Origin of the sequence: Nonomuraea sp. NPDC004580 (genome assembly GCF_040609855.1) — a bacterium.
GTDB classification, from domain to species: Bacteria; Actinomycetota; Actinomycetes; order Streptosporangiales; family Streptosporangiaceae; genus Nonomuraea; species Nonomuraea salmonea.
Genome location: NZ_JBEXLH010000037.1, coordinates 1 through 15,404 on the forward strand (window position 1 = coordinate 1; position 15,404 = coordinate 15,404).

The 15,404-nt window shown below is 71.2% G+C and carries 11 protein-coding genes and 1 pseudogene; 9 read left to right on the forward strand and 3 right to left on the reverse strand.

The window, feature by feature from the left end; translation table 11 throughout:
* A pseudogene (locus ABZW11_RS30180) lies at positions 1 to 483 on the reverse strand (hypothetical protein); the annotation flags it as partial.
* Between the two features lie 101 nt (positions 484 to 584).
* Here ABZW11_RS30180 and ABZW11_RS30185 point away from each other — a divergent pair.
* Positions 585 to 1,550 (forward strand): 4-hydroxy-3-methylbut-2-enyl diphosphate reductase, encoded by a 966-nt coding sequence (locus ABZW11_RS30185; RefSeq protein WP_355424224.1) that lies wholly within the window; start codon positions 585 to 587, stop codon positions 1,548 to 1,550.
* On the opposite strand, the gene ABZW11_RS30190 is transcribed toward ABZW11_RS30185, so the two are convergent.
* Together ABZW11_RS30190 and rmuC are read right to left on the reverse strand one after the other, a co-directional pair.
* Complete coding sequence (locus ABZW11_RS30190; RefSeq protein ID WP_355424227.1) at positions 1,547 to 2,056, reverse strand: DUF6542 domain-containing protein; 510 nt, start codon at positions 2,054 to 2,056, stop codon at positions 1,547 to 1,549. The two genes, ABZW11_RS30185 and ABZW11_RS30190, sit on opposite strands and share 4 nt — an antisense overlap.
* A 15-nt stretch (positions 2,057 to 2,071) precedes the next feature.
* A complete protein-coding gene (rmuC, locus tag ABZW11_RS30195) occupies positions 2,072 to 3,328 on the reverse strand; it encodes a DNA recombination protein RmuC (RefSeq protein ID WP_355424230.1) in 1,257 nt (418 codons plus the stop codon).
* 96 nt (positions 3,329 to 3,424) lie between these two features.
* On the opposite strand from rmuC, the gene ABZW11_RS30200 reads away from it, so the two are divergent.
* The 8 genes from ABZW11_RS30200 to ABZW11_RS30235 all read left to right on the forward strand — a co-directional run bounded on the left by ABZW11_RS30200 (position 3,425) and on the right by ABZW11_RS30235 (position 15,404).
* Complete coding sequence (locus ABZW11_RS30200) at positions 3,425 to 4,153, forward strand: hypothetical protein (protein WP_355424233.1); 729 nt, start codon at positions 3,425 to 3,427, stop codon at positions 4,151 to 4,153.
* A 76-nt stretch (positions 4,154 to 4,229) separates the two neighbouring features.
* A complete protein-coding gene (gene ychF / locus ABZW11_RS30205) occupies positions 4,230 to 5,306 on the forward strand; it encodes a redox-regulated ATPase YchF (protein ID WP_355424235.1) in 1,077 nt (358 codons plus the stop codon).
* Between the two features lie 198 nt (positions 5,307 to 5,504).
* Complete coding sequence (locus ABZW11_RS30210; protein WP_355424238.1) at positions 5,505 to 5,804, forward strand: hypothetical protein; 300 nt, start codon at positions 5,505 to 5,507, stop codon at positions 5,802 to 5,804.
* Positions 5,805 to 6,165: 361 nt separating this feature from the next.
* Complete coding sequence (locus ABZW11_RS30215; protein WP_355424241.1) at positions 6,166 to 7,176, forward strand: conjugal transfer protein; 1,011 nt, start codon at positions 6,166 to 6,168, stop codon at positions 7,174 to 7,176.
* 75 nt (positions 7,177 to 7,251) lie between these two features.
* Complete coding sequence (locus tag ABZW11_RS30220; protein ID WP_345409394.1) at positions 7,252 to 7,503, forward strand: hypothetical protein; 252 nt, start codon at positions 7,252 to 7,254, stop codon at positions 7,501 to 7,503.
* 55 nt (positions 7,504 to 7,558) lie between these two features.
* Complete coding sequence (locus tag ABZW11_RS30225) at positions 7,559 to 10,582, forward strand: TcpE family conjugal transfer membrane protein (protein ID WP_355424244.1); 3,024 nt, start codon at positions 7,559 to 7,561, stop codon at positions 10,580 to 10,582.
* 47 nt (positions 10,583 to 10,629) lie between these two features.
* A complete protein-coding gene (locus ABZW11_RS30230) occupies positions 10,630 to 13,107 on the forward strand; it encodes an ATP-binding protein (protein ID WP_355424247.1) in 2,478 nt (825 codons plus the stop codon).
* Positions 13,104 to 15,404, forward strand: coding sequence for a type IV secretion system protein (locus tag ABZW11_RS30235; RefSeq protein ID WP_355424250.1), 2,301 nt, complete (start codon positions 13,104 to 13,106; stop codon positions 15,402 to 15,404). The genes ABZW11_RS30230 and ABZW11_RS30235 overlap by 4 nt, the downstream gene beginning before the upstream one ends.

The window sequence follows — 15,404 nt, forward strand, 5'->3', positions numbered from 1 at the left end:
GGAGATGACCGGGCTCATGACGATCGTCACGATCTCGGGCGCGTTCCAGGTGTTCAACGAGGTCATGGTGATGACGGCGGGCGCGGCGGGCTCGGGAGCGGCGGCGGGCTTGGGCGGGTCGGTCTTGGCAGGGGCGAAGATGACCGGGTCGGGCTTGGTCTTCGCGACGCCGTTCGGCTCGGGCCGCGGCGCGAAGATGACCGGCTCCTTGCGGGCCGGCTTGTCGTCGTCGCCGGTCTCGGCGGACTTGGCGGCGACCTGCTCGGCGGCGGAGGGACGGGAGTCGTACTCCTCCTCGCGCTCCTCCTTGCCGCCCAGCCCCTTGATCGAGTTCTTCATGCGATCGACGAGCAGCAGCGCCTGCCCGGCGGCGCTCAAGGTGGTCTGGACGACGAGCAGCGGCAGGTCCTTGGCCTTCTCCTTGAGCTCGTCCTTGTTGGTGACGGTTTTAGCGATGTTGCGTAGCACGTCGCTGAAGGACATGTACGTCTCCCTGGGAGGTCAGTTTTGGACGGCCAGTCTGGCGCACCGCGGGCGGGCACGCACGCGCAGGCCGATTGGCCGCTCCACGTAGCATAAGAAGTATGGAGCCCCAGACCCCCACTTCCCGCCGAGTCCTCGTAGCCAAGCCACGGGGCTACTGCGCCGGAGTCGATCGAGCCGTCGTCGCGGTCGAGAAGGCGCTGGAGCAGTACGGCGCGCCGGTCTACGTCCGCAAGCAGATCGTCCACAACACGCACGTGGTGAAGACCCTTGAGGCCAGGGGCGCCATCTTCGTCGACGAGACCGAGGAGGTGCCGGAGGGCCAGATCGTGGTCTTCTCGGCCCACGGCGTCTCGCCCGCGGTGCACGAGGAGGCCAGGCAGCGCAACCTGCGCACGATCGACGCCACCTGCCCGCTGGTGACGAAGGTGCACAACGAGGCCAAGCGGTTCGCCAAGGACGACTACGAGATCCTGCTGATCGGCCACGAGGGCCACGAGGAGGTCGAGGGCACGTCGGGTGAGGCGCCCGAGCACATCAGGCTGGTCGACGGCCTCGACGCGGTCGACCAGGTCGAGGTGAAGGACCCGAGCAAGCTGGTGTGGCTGTCGCAGACCACGCTGTCGGTCGACGAGACCACCGAGACCGTGGCGCGGCTCAAGCAGCGCTTCCCCAACCTGCTCGACCCGCCGAGCGACGACATCTGCTACGCGACCCAGAACCGCCAGGTCGCGGTGAAGGAGATCGCGGCCGAGGCGGAGCTGGTCATCGTCGTCGGCTCCGACAACTCGTCCAACTCCAAGCGGCTGGTGGAAGTGGCGAAGGACTACGGCGCGCAGGCGGCGTACCTCGTCGACAACGCCGACTTCATCCGCGACGAGTGGCTCGACGGCGTCACCACGGTGGGCGTCACGAGCGGCGCGTCGGTGCCGGACGAGCTGGTGCAGGAGGTGCTCGCGCGGCTGGCTGGCCACGGGTTCGGCGACGTGACCGAGGTCGAGCCGGTGCAGGAGAGCATGCGTTTCGCGCTGCCCCACGAGCTGCGCAAGGACCTGCGGGTCCCTTAGTCCTCGCCGCGCGGGGTGCCGTACACCTTGGGCTCGAAGTATCCCTCGGGCTCGGGCACGAACGACTGGCGCGGGCGCGCGGCCTCCGCGCCCGCCTTCAGTTCTTCGCGCAGCTCGCGCACGTTGTCGCGCAGGCCGCGCCGCCAGGCCACGCCGAGCACGATGGCCGAGCCGGCGAACAGCCAGGGCGCGCCGCGCGTCATCGACGTGTAGAGGCCGAGCGCCAGCGACTGCACGATCGACACCGACCCGAACGCCCGCCCGAGCTCGACGAACAGCGTGGCGCAGAAGAACACCAGCGGCGGCGTCACCACCAGCGACAGCAGCTCGCGCCGGTTGACCAGCAGCGCGCCGAGCGTGCTGGCGAGCACGAACGCGGCCCCCACGACGTGTTCGACGTCGAGCAGGGCGGCGAGCACATAGCCCGCCAGGGTGGCGACCAGGGCGAGCGCGATGGCACCGCGAGCCGTCAGCCTGACGGCAGAACGCCTGCCCTTCTCTCCCACGTGGCCCACCCCCATTTACTGCGACCCGTTGGCCAACTTACCGTTCGCGTGGGTTATCAGAGATGGGGTTTCGAGCAGTTCGGGGGAGGCCAAGGGCCTGGGCAGCCCTTCGAGCATCTCCGGGGCGTCGAGTTCGCCCTCGACCACGCCCAGATCGTTAAGTTTGCGCGCGGTGACCAGGACGCGGCTTTCGAGAGATCCGACCGACTTGTTGTACGCCTCCACGGTCCGTGTCAGCGCCCGGCCGAGCGACTCGACGTTCCTGCCCAGTGACGACAGCCGCTCGTACAGCTCCTTGCCCAGCTCGAACACCGTGCGCGCGTTCTCGCTGAGCGCCGCCTGCTGCCAGGCGTAGTGCGCGGTGCGCAGCATGGTGATGAGCGTGGTCGGGGTGGCGATGTGCACCCGTCGGGTCATCGCGTACTCCAGCAGCCCGGGGTCGCGTTCGAGCGCCGGCGCGAGGAACGCCTCCCCGGGGATGAACAGCACCACGAACTCCGGCGACGGGTTGAACCCCTGCCAGTACGCCTTGGCCGCCAGCCGGTCGATGTGCTCGCGTACGTGCCTGGCGTGGGCGTCGAGCCGGACGGACGCGAGCGACTCGTCGGACGCCTCGGCCGCCTCCAGATAGGCCGCCAGCGACACCTTGGAGTCGACCACGATGTTCTTGCCCCCGGCGAGCCTGACGACCATGTCGGGCCGCATGGAGCCCTCGGTGACCTGCTCGTCGAAGTCGCAGAAGCGCTGCATCCCGGCGATCTCGGCGACCCTGCGCAGCTGCAGCTCGCCCCACCGCCCCCGCGCCTCGGGCCGCTGCAGCGCCCTGACCAGTGCGGTCGTCTGCGAGCGGAGCTGCTCGTTGCTCTGCCGGACGAACTCCATCTGCTTGGCCAGCTCGGCCCGCGCCACCTTCTGGCCCGTCTCGGTGTCGCGCAGCTGCTCCTCGACCCGGGCGAGCGCGTCCTTCAGCGGCTCGACCAGGTGCTCGACGGCCTGCCTTCGCTGGTCGAGGTCGCCGGCCGCCTCGGCGCGGGTGGCGGCCAGGCGCGTCTCGGCGAGCTCAAGGAAGCGGATGTTGTTGACGTCGAGCGCGCGCGTGGACAGCGCCTGGAACCGCTCGGCGAGCTGCTCCTCGACGTAGACGAGCTTCTCCGCGGACGCCTTCGCCCTGGCGTCGGCCTCGGCGACATGCACCGCCGCCCGCGTCCGCGCGACGAGGAACCCGACGAGCAACCCGACGGCCAGACCGATGACAAGCGAGACGACGTCCACTTCAGCGATGATGGCAAAACTTGGGGCCGCGCTTCTTCCCGACACGCTTGGGCGTTCCGCTTGTGCGGTCCATCGCCGGTCACGCAGAGTACATGAATGAACACGCTACCGAAGGTGGCCGCCGCCTGCGGCGCCCTGGCGCTCACGCTGATCGCGCTGGCCGGGGCCGTCATCGCGGGCTCGCAGACGGGCGTACGCGAGACCGGGCCGCCGCGTCCGGTGCTGCGCTGGTCGCCCGGCGCGTGCGTGACGGCCGACTACGCGCTCACCCCGTGCAACGGCGGCCGGTCCGAGGTGGTCGCGCTGGCCTCCGACCCGCCCGGGCCGGGCGAGTGCCCGGTGGACACCGACGACGTGCTGCGGGTGGGCGAGGGCAGGACGGCGTGCGTACGCAACTTCCTCGAACCCCACCCGGGCGCGCCCGGCGGAGGCGGCGGCCTGCTCAGGCCCGGCGACTGCGTCTCGCTGGACGGCCGCGAGCACCCCTGCGCGGGCTCCGGCTGGTACGGCCGCGCACTCGCGCTCGCCCCCGCCCCCGAGAGCTGCCCTGACGGCACCCTCGACACCCTCCAGGGCGGCTCCCAGGTCCTCTGCCTCGGCCAGGGCGGTCAGGTGCTCGACGAAGGCGCCTGCGTGGCCGAGCCGCCCGCGAACGTGACCGCCAGGTCCGCCCTCACCCGCGTGCCGTGCGACGCGCCGCACGCCTGGGCGAAGGTGCTCGCGTTCACGTCCTCGCCCGACGACTGTCCGAAGCGCGCGCGCCGCTACCTCCGCGCCGACGGCGGCTATCGTCCGGTTACCTGTCTGTACGTCGCCAGCCAGTAAACTCGCTGACCGTGAACGAGCGCAGCGAGGCGACAACCAGCAGTCAGAGACTTCCGCGAGAGACGGAGCCGCTCCGATGAGTCTGTCCATCGGCATCGTCGGTTTGCCCAACGTCGGCAAGTCCACGCTGTTCAACGCGCTGACCAAGACCGGCAACGCGCTCGCGGCCAACTACCCGTTCGCCACCATCGAGCCCAACGTCGGCATCGTCGGCGTGCCCGACGACCGGCTGCCCGTGCTGGCCGAGATCTTCGGCTCGGCCCGCATCCTGCCCGCCAAGGTCGAGTTCGTCGACATCGCGGGCCTGGTCAAGGGCGCGTCCGAGGGCCAGGGCCGGGGCAACCAGTTCCTCGCCAACATCCGCGACACCGACGCGATCTGCCAGGTCATCCGGGTCTTCAGCGACCCCGACGTGACCCACGTCGACGGTGAGATCTCCCCCAAGCGCGACATCGAGACCATCAACACCGAGCTGATCATGGCCGACCTGCAGACGGTGGAGAAGGCCGTGCCGCGCCTGCAGAAAGAGGCGCGCAACAACAAGGACAAGAAGGCCGCGCTGGAGGCCGCGGAGGCCGCGCTGGCCGTCCTGGAGACCGGCAAGACCATCTTCGAGAGCGGTCTCGACCGCGACGAGCTGCGCGAGCTCCACCTGCTCACCGCCAAGCCGTTCCTGTACGTGTTCAACCTCGACGCCGACGAGCTGACCGACACCGCGCTCAGGGAGCAGCTGTCCACGCTGGTCGCGCCCGCCGAGGCGGTGTTCCTCGACGCCAAGATCGAGTCCGAGCTGGTCGAGCTCGACGAGGAGGAGGCGCTGGAGCTGCTGCAGTCGGTCGGCCAGGAGGAGTCGGGGCTGCGCCAGCTCGCCAGGGTCGGCTTCGAGACGCTCGGCCTGCAGACCTACCTGACGGCCGGCCCGAAGGAGACCAGGGCCTGGACGATCCGCAAGGGCGCCACCGCGCCAGAGGCGGCCGGCGTGATCCACACCGACTTCCAGCGGGGCTTCATCAAGGCCGAGGTGGTCTCGTTCGACGATCTGGTGGAGGCCGGCTCCATCGCCAGCGCCCGCTCGGCCGGCAAGGCCAGGATCGAGGGCAAGGACTACGTCATGCGCGACGGCGACGTCGTGGAGTTCCGCTTCAACGTCTGAGCGCCCCGCCGTCCGCCGATCACGCTCGGTGATCTTCGCTTGCGGTAGGTTGCCGACGGCGGACGGCAGTGCAGCCCGTCTGGCGTGCACATTCCCGGCGGCCGTCGTCGTTTGCCGCCGGGACAACTGATGCGTCAACCATTTTGGGCCCCCGCGCGTCGAATCGTCACGGCGTTCACGCTGACTCGGGAGGCCCTCATGATCCGTCGCATCATCCGGAAACGACGCCCGGCGCCCACCCTCACCGGCATCAGCCTGGAGGAGGAGCTGGCCCTCATCAGGGTCGAGCTGATGTACGGCCTGCGCGTCAACCGCGAGGAGTACCTCCGCAGGAAGGTGGACGAGCGCAACGAGATGACCACGCGCATGCGCGAGCGCGAGCCCGCCGAGATGCTGGCCGATCTGCGCCACTCGCTCGAACGGTCGGTGCGCCCGACCGTCGTCGACCTCCACAGCAGGCGCCAGGCGCGGGCGCACCAGGACCCAGAGCCCGCCTGACGGCCGCCTTCGCAAGGCGTCCATCCTGCCCGGCCGTGACCTCCGGCACGCGAGCCATGCCGATTCCGCAGGTCGGGACAGTTCATGCCTGTTTTGGACAGGAATCCGTGGCCGCCGCGCTACCCGATTTCAGGCGTCTGGCCTGGTCAAAAGCCGTTTCTCCCGTGAGCTGACAGGAATCGGCACTGTGGCCTGTCATACGGGCCCGGTTTGCCGTGTGGACCGTCATGCCGCAGCATGGGCGTGGCTTTCCTGGAACAATGGCGGAGACCGGATAGGGTGGCTACTTCACCGCGGATGATGGGGATCGGCAACGGACGACACCGCGCCAGCCGGGGGGATCGGCGCGAGCGGAGGCGTGATGGCTCGTAGGTCTACCGTCCACGATCCTCGGATCGCTGACGGCCCCGGGCTTTCCGCAACCCTTGACACGGCTGACTTCGACGCGCCGCCGCCGCGCCGGCCGCGGCGTGGCGGCTGGTCGGGTGGCGGCGGACGCTGGCTGGTATGGACCGGCCGCGTCATTCTCTGGGCGCTTATTGTGGTTATCGTGGTGAATGGGATTCGTGCCCCATTTGAGCGGTTTACCCAGCAAGAGCCTGCGACGCCCAATGGCGCCGTGCAGGCCGACCATGGATTCCCGACCGAGCGCGGCATGGCATTCGCCGCCCAGTTCGCCGGGGTCTATCTCAATTTCAGCCCGGAAGACGCGGCGAGCAGGTCGGGCAAGCTCGCCGCATTCCTCGCGGCGGGCATGGACCAGCAGATGGGCTGGGACGGCTACGGCAAGCTGGCCGCCGTCGCGATCCAGCCGTACGACATCGAGGTCACCGACGCCCAGAACGCCGTGGTCAGCGTGACCTTCCAGTCGGGGCCCAAGCGCATGATCCTCACCGTGCCCGTCTACTTCTCCGGCGACGACGCCGGGCGCTTCGTGGTCTCGGGCCGCCCCGCCATCCTGCCCGCGCCAGCTCCCGCCGACCTGCCCCAGGTCGCCGCGCCCGAGACGGACGACGCCGCGGCCGCGGAGCTGAAGCCGCAGCTCGAAGGCTTCTTCAAGGAATACGCGTCCGGAGACTCCGCCGGGCTGCAGCGCTACGTCGCCGCCGGCAAGAGCCTGCCCAGCTTCGGCGGCACGTTCACCTTCTCGCAGCTCAAGGAAGTCGTGGTGCCTGTGGGGGGTGCCACAAGAGAGATCCAGGCGGTCGTGGTGTGGGCCGTGCAGAGCGATGCCCCATCACCATCTCCCGATGCCACCGACCCGGCCGTGGTCGGCGGCACACTCGAGCAGGCCTACCGGCTGACCGTCGAGAAGCAGGGCGACAAATGGTTCGTCGCCGACATCCGCGGCGGCGGCCGGTCCGTTGGATAGACGCACGGCCGCGCTGCTGAACGGTACCCCCCGGGAGGACAAGAAGTGACCTTGAAGACCATATTGCTCACCTTGATGGAGATGACGCCTACGCCGACTCCCACGGGCATCGACACCGGGGGGCTCGCCAACTTCCTGCGGGCGTTCTTCGCCCCGCTGTTCCTCGTCGTCGTCTCCGTGGTGGCGCTGTTCTTCCTCTTCACGCGGGAGATCACCCGTTTCGTGCAGTTCCTGATCTTGGCCGTGGCCATCGGAGTGATCTTCTACGTTCCCAACATCATCGAGGTGACGGCGAGGGCGATCGCGGGCGCACTGGGCATCAAGTAAGGGTTGAGACCGCTTTCCCGCGGTCATGTACGAGCGGGTGGAGAGGAGGACCGCGTTGGACCTGCCCACGTATACGAACATCTGGCGTATCGAGAAGCGGCTCTACAAGCTGTACGACCTACGGCTGCCCATGCCGCTGCCCATCGTCTGGATCGGCGTGTTCGTCGGGGTGTTCGTCCCGTGGTCCCTCCTGCTGGTCCTGGTCGGCGTGCCGGTGGAGATGCCCTGGCACGTGCTGTTCCTGGTGCCGCCCGGCATCGTCACGTGGCTGTCCACCCGGCCCGTCATCGAGGGCAAGCGGCTCACCGAGCTGCTGGAGTCCCAGCTGCGCTACCTCGGCCAGCCCAAGGCCTGGTACCGCCTCGCGCCCTCGTCCGAGCCCGAGGTCGTCGCCTTCTCCGGCCGGGTCTGGCGGGCCGCGCCCGCGCGGGTCAAGGCCACCAAGGCCACGCGGGCGGGCAAGGCCGCCAAGGCGCCGCGCAAGGAACGCAGGACGCAGCGGCGCCGGGAGGGTCAGCTCACCGGGCCCCGGCAGGTCCGTCCCGCCGTCGCCGCCGCGGCGGCCGCCGCCTCACAGGCGCCCGTCGCCGAGCCGGCGTCCGGGCGTACGGGGTGGGGGTCCCGCAGGGGTACAGCGCCCGCTCTCAAGGCCTCGGCCCTGCCGGCGGGCACCGGCGCCCCCGGCGGGGGCGTACGGCGCGAGGAGGGCCTCTCAGGCGGCCCTGGACGCGGCCAGGAACCCGTGCCCCTCATGGACGAGGTCATCGGCACCGCCCGCCGCACCTCCACCGACCGCATCGTCCTCCACCCGGACGTACGGGACGGGGGTCCTGACACCCGCCGCCGCCCCACCCCCGCCGACGAGCCCCTGGACCACACAGCCCCCGACCTCACGGCCGACGAGCCCGCCGCATCGGAGAGCCCCGCGCCGAACGACCGCGGGGCGGACCGCACCGTGGACGGTCAAGAGCCCGATGGCCATGGCGCCGATGGTGTGGTGAGCGGCGTGGCGGGCAAGCCGATCGACACCGAGGCGCTGCGGCGGCTGCGCAAGCTGGCGGCCAGCGCCGACGCACCGGCCGAGTCGGCGGGCCGAGCCGACGCACGGGCCGACACACGCGCCGACGCACGGGCCGACGCACGGGCCGAGGCGGCCTCCCACGCCGAGGGCGGCGCATATCCGGAGGACGCACGGCACGAGGACGAGATCGCCCGCGACCAGCACAGAAGGGGCCAGCCGCCCCGGCTCGCCCCCGGTCTGCTGCTGTCGGGCACCCACCGCGTCTCGCCCCCGCTCAACCCGAACACCAAGCCCACCCCGCGCCCCGCACCCCGCAAGGACGACGAGCAGGCAAAGGACCCCACCCAGCACCCCACCCGGGCCCCGGAGGCCGGCCACGACCTTCCGGCCGGCCCCACTCCGTCCCGGACCGACGGGACGAGTGCCCCGGCAGCCGAGAGGGAAGCCACCTCGCCGGAGTCATCGGCCACGGCGTCCGCGTCGGCGGCGGGGACGCCGGTGCCCGCCGCACGCCCGGCCGCAGAGCCGCACGCGAACGACGACCTCCGCCCGCTCCCCAAGATGCCCGCCGAGCCCGACGAGCCCGCCGAGCCCGCCGAGCCCGCGACCGCAGGCGGGGAAGACCCGGCCCAGGAGACCGTCCAGGCGAGCGGTGAGGACTCTGGCAACGACGCCGAACCGCAGGTCGATGACCGACAGGACACCTCCGAGGATCGGTCGATCGACGGTCCTCAGGAGGTTTCCGCTGCTGGGCCGGAAAGCCACGTTCGGGAGGAAAGATCCGCGCTCGAGCCGGAGTCGGCCGCGGCCGATGCGGACGAGCCCAGGATCGAACCGGCAGCCGCAGAGGCTCCGGAGCACGCCCCCGCCGTCGCCGGTGAGCCGGAGGTGGCTGAGGGGCAGGTCATTCCGCTCGGCCGGGAGCGCCGGGAGCGCAAGGAGGCCGCCGCTACGCGTCCGAGCGAGGCGGCGGGGTCGTCGCGTCCCGGGCGGGAGATGGCGGCCAGGCTGCCTCGGTGGGATGTGGCCGAGCGTGACGGTGGCGAGGCCGGGCGGCGGGCGGCTGACGTGCCGGTGCCGGGGCCTCGGGGTGGCGAAGGGCGGGTGCGGAGGGTCGAGTCCGTCGTGGGGCGCGACTCCGGCGGGTGGCGGCGGATCGCTCAGGTCGTCGTCGGCGGTGGCGGGGTGCGTACCGACGGGTCGGAGCTGGACGAGGCGCGGGCCCGCGCGGTGTTCGGCGGCAGCCGCAGGGTCGTCGTGCTGGGGTGCACCGGCGGGGCGGGGCAGAGCACGACGGCGCTCATGCTGGGGCACACCTTCGCCCAGTACCGGGACGACAGGGTGGTGGCGGTCGATGCGAGCACCGGCGGCGGCACCCTGACCAGCAAGATCGAGCCGGAGACCCCCGAGACCCTGACGTCGCTGCTGTCGGGTCTCGACCGGGTCAGCGGCTATCTCACGATGCGGGGATACACCACGCGGACCGCCTCGGGACTCGAGGTGATCAGCGCGGACACCGACGCGGGCGCCGAGCAGCGGCTCGCGGACCGGTCCTTCTTCTCCGACCGCCGGATCGGCGAATCCATGCGCCTGCTCGACCGCCACTACAAGCTGGCCGTCATCGACCCGGCCGCCGCGCTGGCGGCCAGGTTGCTGCCGTACGCGGACCAGCTCGTCCTGGTGGTGCCGGCGAGCGAGGAGGCGCCTGAAGCGGTGGCGATGACGTACGAGTGGCTCGACGGGCACGGCTGCGCGGAGCTGCGCAGGCGGGCGGTGATGGTGGTCAACGGCGTCAGCAGGCGTTCGATGACCGACGTCGAGCAGGCGGAGTCGGTGGCCAGGGGCAGGTGCCGGGCCATCGTCAGGGTCCCCTGGGAGGACGACCTGGCGCCTGGCGGCGCGGAGGTGGTCGATCCCGGGCAGTTGCGCGCGGCCGGGCGGCGGGCCTACCTCGCCCTCGCCGGTGTGGTGGTCGCGGGCTTCGCGGCGCAGACCGTACGACCGAGCGAAGAGGAGTTGGCGAGTGACCCCCCGGGCACGAGAATCGGTGAGCGATAAGTGAACAAGCGAGCAGGTCTGGCCCGTTCATGCGCCGAGGGGGCGGCATGAGCAGGGCGTCCCGAGCGCATCAGCGCCTCGCGGTCCGCTACTTCGACGACCGCATCCTGCTCACGGACACCTGCGCATGGGCGTACTTCCGGCTTCCCACGGTCAGCTACGAGTTCGTCACGCCGGAGGAGCGCGAGGCGCTGGCCACCAACATCACGATCGCGCTGGCCGCGATCAGGATGCCCGACGCCGAGGTCCACCTGCGGGTGGCGCACCGCACCTATCCGGCGGCGGAGTGGGCCATGGCGCTGAACGCCACCTCCGACGAGGGGCCGGGCTGGCGCGACTATCTCGAGGAGATGTACCGGCACGTCTGGGCCAAGGACTTCTGGACCAAGGAGGTCTATCTCGGGGTGCGCCTGGGCCCGCGCGGCAGGCAGCTCGGCAGCGGCGTGCTCTCCCAGCTCTTCGGCTTCTACCAGAAGACGGAGAAGACGCTGGGCATGGAGGACGACCACGTACCCGACAGCGAGATCGGCCGGTGGACCGAGTCGGCCGAACGGCTCGGCAGGGCGCTCGCGTCGAGCGCGCTCTATGCCAGGCACGCCACCTCGACGGAGGTGGCGTGGCTGTTCCAGCACGCGGCGGCGGGCTCGCTCGGTGATCCGCCGCCGTCGGCGAGCCCGCGGCGGCGCTGGGGCAGGGGCGAGATCGAGTCGCTGGTCGAGGGGGAGATCCACAACGGCAGGTCGCTGCTGCGGATCGTGCAGCCCCAGGGCGACTCGTACGTCGCGCACCTGTCGTTCGCGCGCTTCCCCGACCTGATGCCGTTCCCCGACGGCGAGCCGTGGATGCACTTCGCGGACCAGCTGCCGTTCCCGGTGGAGATCTCCTCGCGGATGCGGCTGATCCCACCGGTGAAGGCGTCGAAGGACGTGGCGCGCAAGCTGGCGCACGCCCGCGACATGGACCACCACATCAGGGAGGCGGGCGCGGAGGCGCCGCTGGCGCTGGCCGAGCAGATCGACGCGGCCCGCATGCTGGAGCACGGCATCACCAAGGAGCGCCTGCCCTTCGTGTACGGCTGGCACCGCCTGATCATCTCGGCCCCCACCGAGGACATCTGCGTGCAGCGGGTGGAGGCGGTGGTGGAGCACTACCGCGACATGGGCATCGACGTGGTCAACTCGACGGGCGACCAGTTCTCGCTGTTCTGCGAGGCGCTGCCGGGCGAGAAGGTCAGGGTCAACGCCTACGCCCAGCGGCAGCCGCTGCGCACGATCGCGGGCGGCATGGCCACGGCCACGGTCGATCTCGGCGACCGGCCGGGCGAGGGCAGCGAGGGCTGGCTGGGGCCGTACATCGGGGAGACGGTCGGCAGGGCGCGCAGCATCGTGCACTTCGACCCGCTGGTGGCGGCGACCCGCAACAGGCCGACGGCCATCGCGATCACCGGCGAGCCCGGCGGCGGCAAGACCACGCTGGCGCTGCTGATGATCTACCAGATGGCGTTGCGCGGCGTGACGGTCGCGGTCATCGACCCCAAGGGCGACGCGGAGTCGCTGGTGCAGCTGCTGGACAAGCGCGGGCGCAAGGCGAGGGTGATCCCGCTCGGTTCGGCGGCGCCGGGTCTGCTCGACCCGTTCTCGTTCGGCGACGACATCGCGGCGAAGAAGACAATGGCCACCGAGACGCTGCGGCTGCTGCTGCCGCGCATGTCGGAGGAGCGCGAGTCGGCGATGATCCAGGCGGTCGCGGCGGTCTCCAACGGCCCCGACCCGTCACTCGGCAAGGTCGTCGACTACCTGGAGCGTGCCGACGACGCCGCGTCGAAGAACCTCGGCGCGGTGCTGCGCTCGATGTCGGAGATGCACCTGGCGCGGCTCTGCTTCGACCCGTCGGGCGGCGAGCAGATCGACACCGAGGGGTGGACGACGGTGTTCACGCTGGGCGGCCTGACGCTGCCCGACGTGACCACCGGCAGGGAGGACTACTCCTACGAGCAGCGGCTCTCGGTGGCCCTGCTCTACCTGGTCTCCCAGTTCGCCCGCCGGCTGATGAACGGGCTCGACCGCCGCGCGCCCAAGGCGATCTTCCTGGACGAGGCGTGGGCGATCACGTCCACGCCGGAGGGCGCCAAGCTGGTGCCCGAGGTGAGCAGGATGGGCCGCTCCCGCAACACGGCGCTCGTCCTGGTCTCGCAGAACGCCGGAGACCTGCTCAACGAACAGGTGACCAACTGCCTGTCGTCGGTCTTCGCCTTCAGGTCCACCGAACGGGTGGAGGTGGACCACGTCATGTCCCTGCTCGGGGTGGAGCCGTCGGAGGAGCACAAGGCCGTGCTGCGCTCACTGGGCAACGGCGAATGCGTATTCCGCGATCTGGATGGCAGGGCGGGCCGCATCGGAGTAGACCTGATCTCCGAGGAACTTCTCCGCTGGCTCGACACGAACCCGACACACGACAAACCCGACGGCGCCGGGCATGATGATCTTCAAGGGGGCGTGGGCAGGGCGCAGGAGGTACGGTCATGAAGATCCGGCTATCCCGACGACTCGCGCTGACGCTCGCGCTCGTCACCGGCATCCTGATGGTGCCGATCGTGCTGGGGGCGGTGTCCACGCCGGCCGCGGCGGCTCCTTGCGACCTGTCGGGCCCGCTGTCGCCCGAGATGGTGGGCAGCGGCGTCGACGGCCTCATCCAGCCGCCGGTGCCCGAGGGCGGCAACCCCGCGGCGACGACCAACTACGCCCAGTTCGGCATGAGCGGCCAGTTCTGGCACACGCACGAGCTGACCTGCTCCGACTACGTGGCCGTGCTGGGCAACATGTGGGCCAACGGCATCTTCACCGCGGCCAAGGCGGTCGACCGGCTGACGATCACGACGTACCAGGCGGCGGCGACCGAGGGACCGCTCCAGTCCATCAAGGACGTCGTGGACGACATCGTCACGAACCTGTCCAACGCCATGTACTGGCCCTACCTCCGGCCGATCGTCATCCTCGGCGCCATCTGGCTCGCCTGGTACGGCCTGATCCGCAAGCGCGCCACCACGACCGCCGAGGGCGTCATCTGGATGGTGCTGGCGGTCACCGTGGCCGTCTGGTTCTTCAGCCGGCCCGGCGACTTCACCGGCCTCGGCAAGGTCGTCACCGACAAGACGGGCGAGGTCGTCAACTCGGCCTTCGCCGGCCTGCCGGGCGCGGGCGGCGCGTCCTGCCTGCAGCCGCCTGGCCAGGCCGACGCGCAGGTCAAGGCGGGTGGCTACGCGCAGACCGGCACGCCGGGCGTCGAGCAGAACGCCGACGCGCTGTGGTCCACGCTGGTCTGCAAGCCGTGGCTGGTGGGCCTGTTCGGCACCGCCGACCCGCAGCAGCCCATCGTGCGCGACTGGGGCCGCAAGGTGCTGGAGATGCAGTCGGTCCCGCAGGCCGTCGCCGGGCAGGCGGCGCCCGACGTGGGAGCCCGCCAGTCCGAGTACGCGGATCTGGCCGACAAGCTGCGCAACGACCCCCGCTACGCCACCTTCTCAGGGCGCGACTGGTCCAACCGGCTCGGCGTGGCGGTGGGAGCGTTCATCGCCGCGCTGGTGGCCGGGCTGCTGATCTTCCTGGTGGCGGTCTCGCTGCTGGTGCTCAAGGTGGGCTTCCTGCTGCTCCTGATACTCGGGCCGATCTTCCTGCTGATCGGCGTCCATCCGGGCAGCGGCCGCATCATCGCCATGCGCTGGGTCGAGATGCTCATCGGCACGCTGCTGCGGCAGGCCGTGCTGACCATCGTGCTCAGCGTGCTCATCTACGGGTACGCGCTCATCATCTCCACCGCCATGCCGTGGGGCATGCAGGTGCTGTTCATGGCGTTGCTGACGATCGCGGTGTTCTTCTACCGGCGGCCGTTCCAGCACCTGTTCGCCTCGATGAGCGGCCACACGGTCACCACCCGCATGCTGGGCGAGGCGGCCGGCTCGCCGGTGCTCGAGCGGTCGGCGGGCGTGCTGCCGCCGGTCGCCTCGGCCAGGATCGGACGCTGGGGGCTGCGCAAGGCCGAGCCCATCGTCAGGGCGGCGAGCGCGGTCAGCGGCACGGGCGCGGCGGCCTCGGCGGCGGGTTCCATGGCGGCCGGGCAGGTCCGCGTACGCGGGGAGGAAGGGGAGGGCACGCCCTCCGGCACCCGCGTACCGGCGACGGCGGCTCCCCTCGACACCGACCAGCAGGGCGGCAAGGCGGCCGGGCGCGTTGTGCCCGAGCCGCGCAGGGGCACCGCGCCGCCGCTCAACCTGGGCGGCGGTCAGGGACGTACGCGGGGTCCCGCGGCGGGCGGTCCCCGGGTCGGCGGCCCGACCACGAACGGCGCTTCGGGAGGTTCCGGCGCCGCGGCGGGGTCGGGGGGCTGGTTCGGCGGGGCGTCCGGAGGCGGCTGGGCCAGGCGCGGCGGCTCCGCGGGCGGCACCCGCAGTTCGGGCGGCGGCACGCGCAGCTCCCGCTTCGGCGGCTCCGGTGGATCGGGCGGCTCTGGCGGCGGCGGTCGTTCGCGCGGCTCGGGCGGCGGGCTGTTCGGCGGCGGCGGGTCGCGGTCGGGTGGCTCGGGAGGCAACGGGTCGCGGTCCGGGGGCGGCGGGCTGTTCGGCGGTTCGTCACGTACGGGCGGTGGCGGCAGGTCGGGCGGCGGCACCTCGCCAGGCCCCAGGATCTTCGGCTCCGACGAGCCGGCCTCCCGCACCTCCGAGGCGCCCCCGCTCTGGCTGCGCAGCAGCCGCGACGGCGGCGGCTCCGGAGGTGACAGCCCTTCCGTGCCGTTCTGGCTCAAGCCGAACAACCCCGACAAGGACTGA

What these genes read in the sequence shown, in the direction of transcription:
- ABZW11_RS30185 (WP_355424224.1), top strand. Translation starts at nt 585, where the DNA reads ATGGAGCCCCAGACCCCCACTTCCCGCCGAGTCCTCGTAGCCAAGCCA.
- ABZW11_RS30200 (WP_355424233.1), top strand. Translation starts at nt 3,425, where the DNA reads ATGAACACGCTACCGAAGGTGGCCGCCGCCTGCGGCGCCCTGGCGCTC.
- ychF (WP_355424235.1), top strand. Translation starts at nt 4,230, where the DNA reads ATGAGTCTGTCCATCGGCATCGTCGGTTTGCCCAACGTCGGCAAGTCC.
- ABZW11_RS30210 (WP_355424238.1), top strand. Translation starts at nt 5,505, where the DNA reads ATGATCCGTCGCATCATCCGGAAACGACGCCCGGCGCCCACCCTCACC.
- ABZW11_RS30215 (WP_355424241.1), top strand. Translation starts at nt 6,166, where the DNA reads ATGGCTCGTAGGTCTACCGTCCACGATCCTCGGATCGCTGACGGCCCC.
- ABZW11_RS30220 (WP_345409394.1), top strand. Translation starts at nt 7,252, where the DNA reads ATGGAGATGACGCCTACGCCGACTCCCACGGGCATCGACACCGGGGGG.
- ABZW11_RS30230 (WP_355424247.1), top strand. Translation starts at nt 10,630, where the DNA reads ATGAGCAGGGCGTCCCGAGCGCATCAGCGCCTCGCGGTCCGCTACTTC.
- ABZW11_RS30235 (WP_355424250.1), top strand. Translation starts at nt 13,104, where the DNA reads ATGAAGATCCGGCTATCCCGACGACTCGCGCTGACGCTCGCGCTCGTC.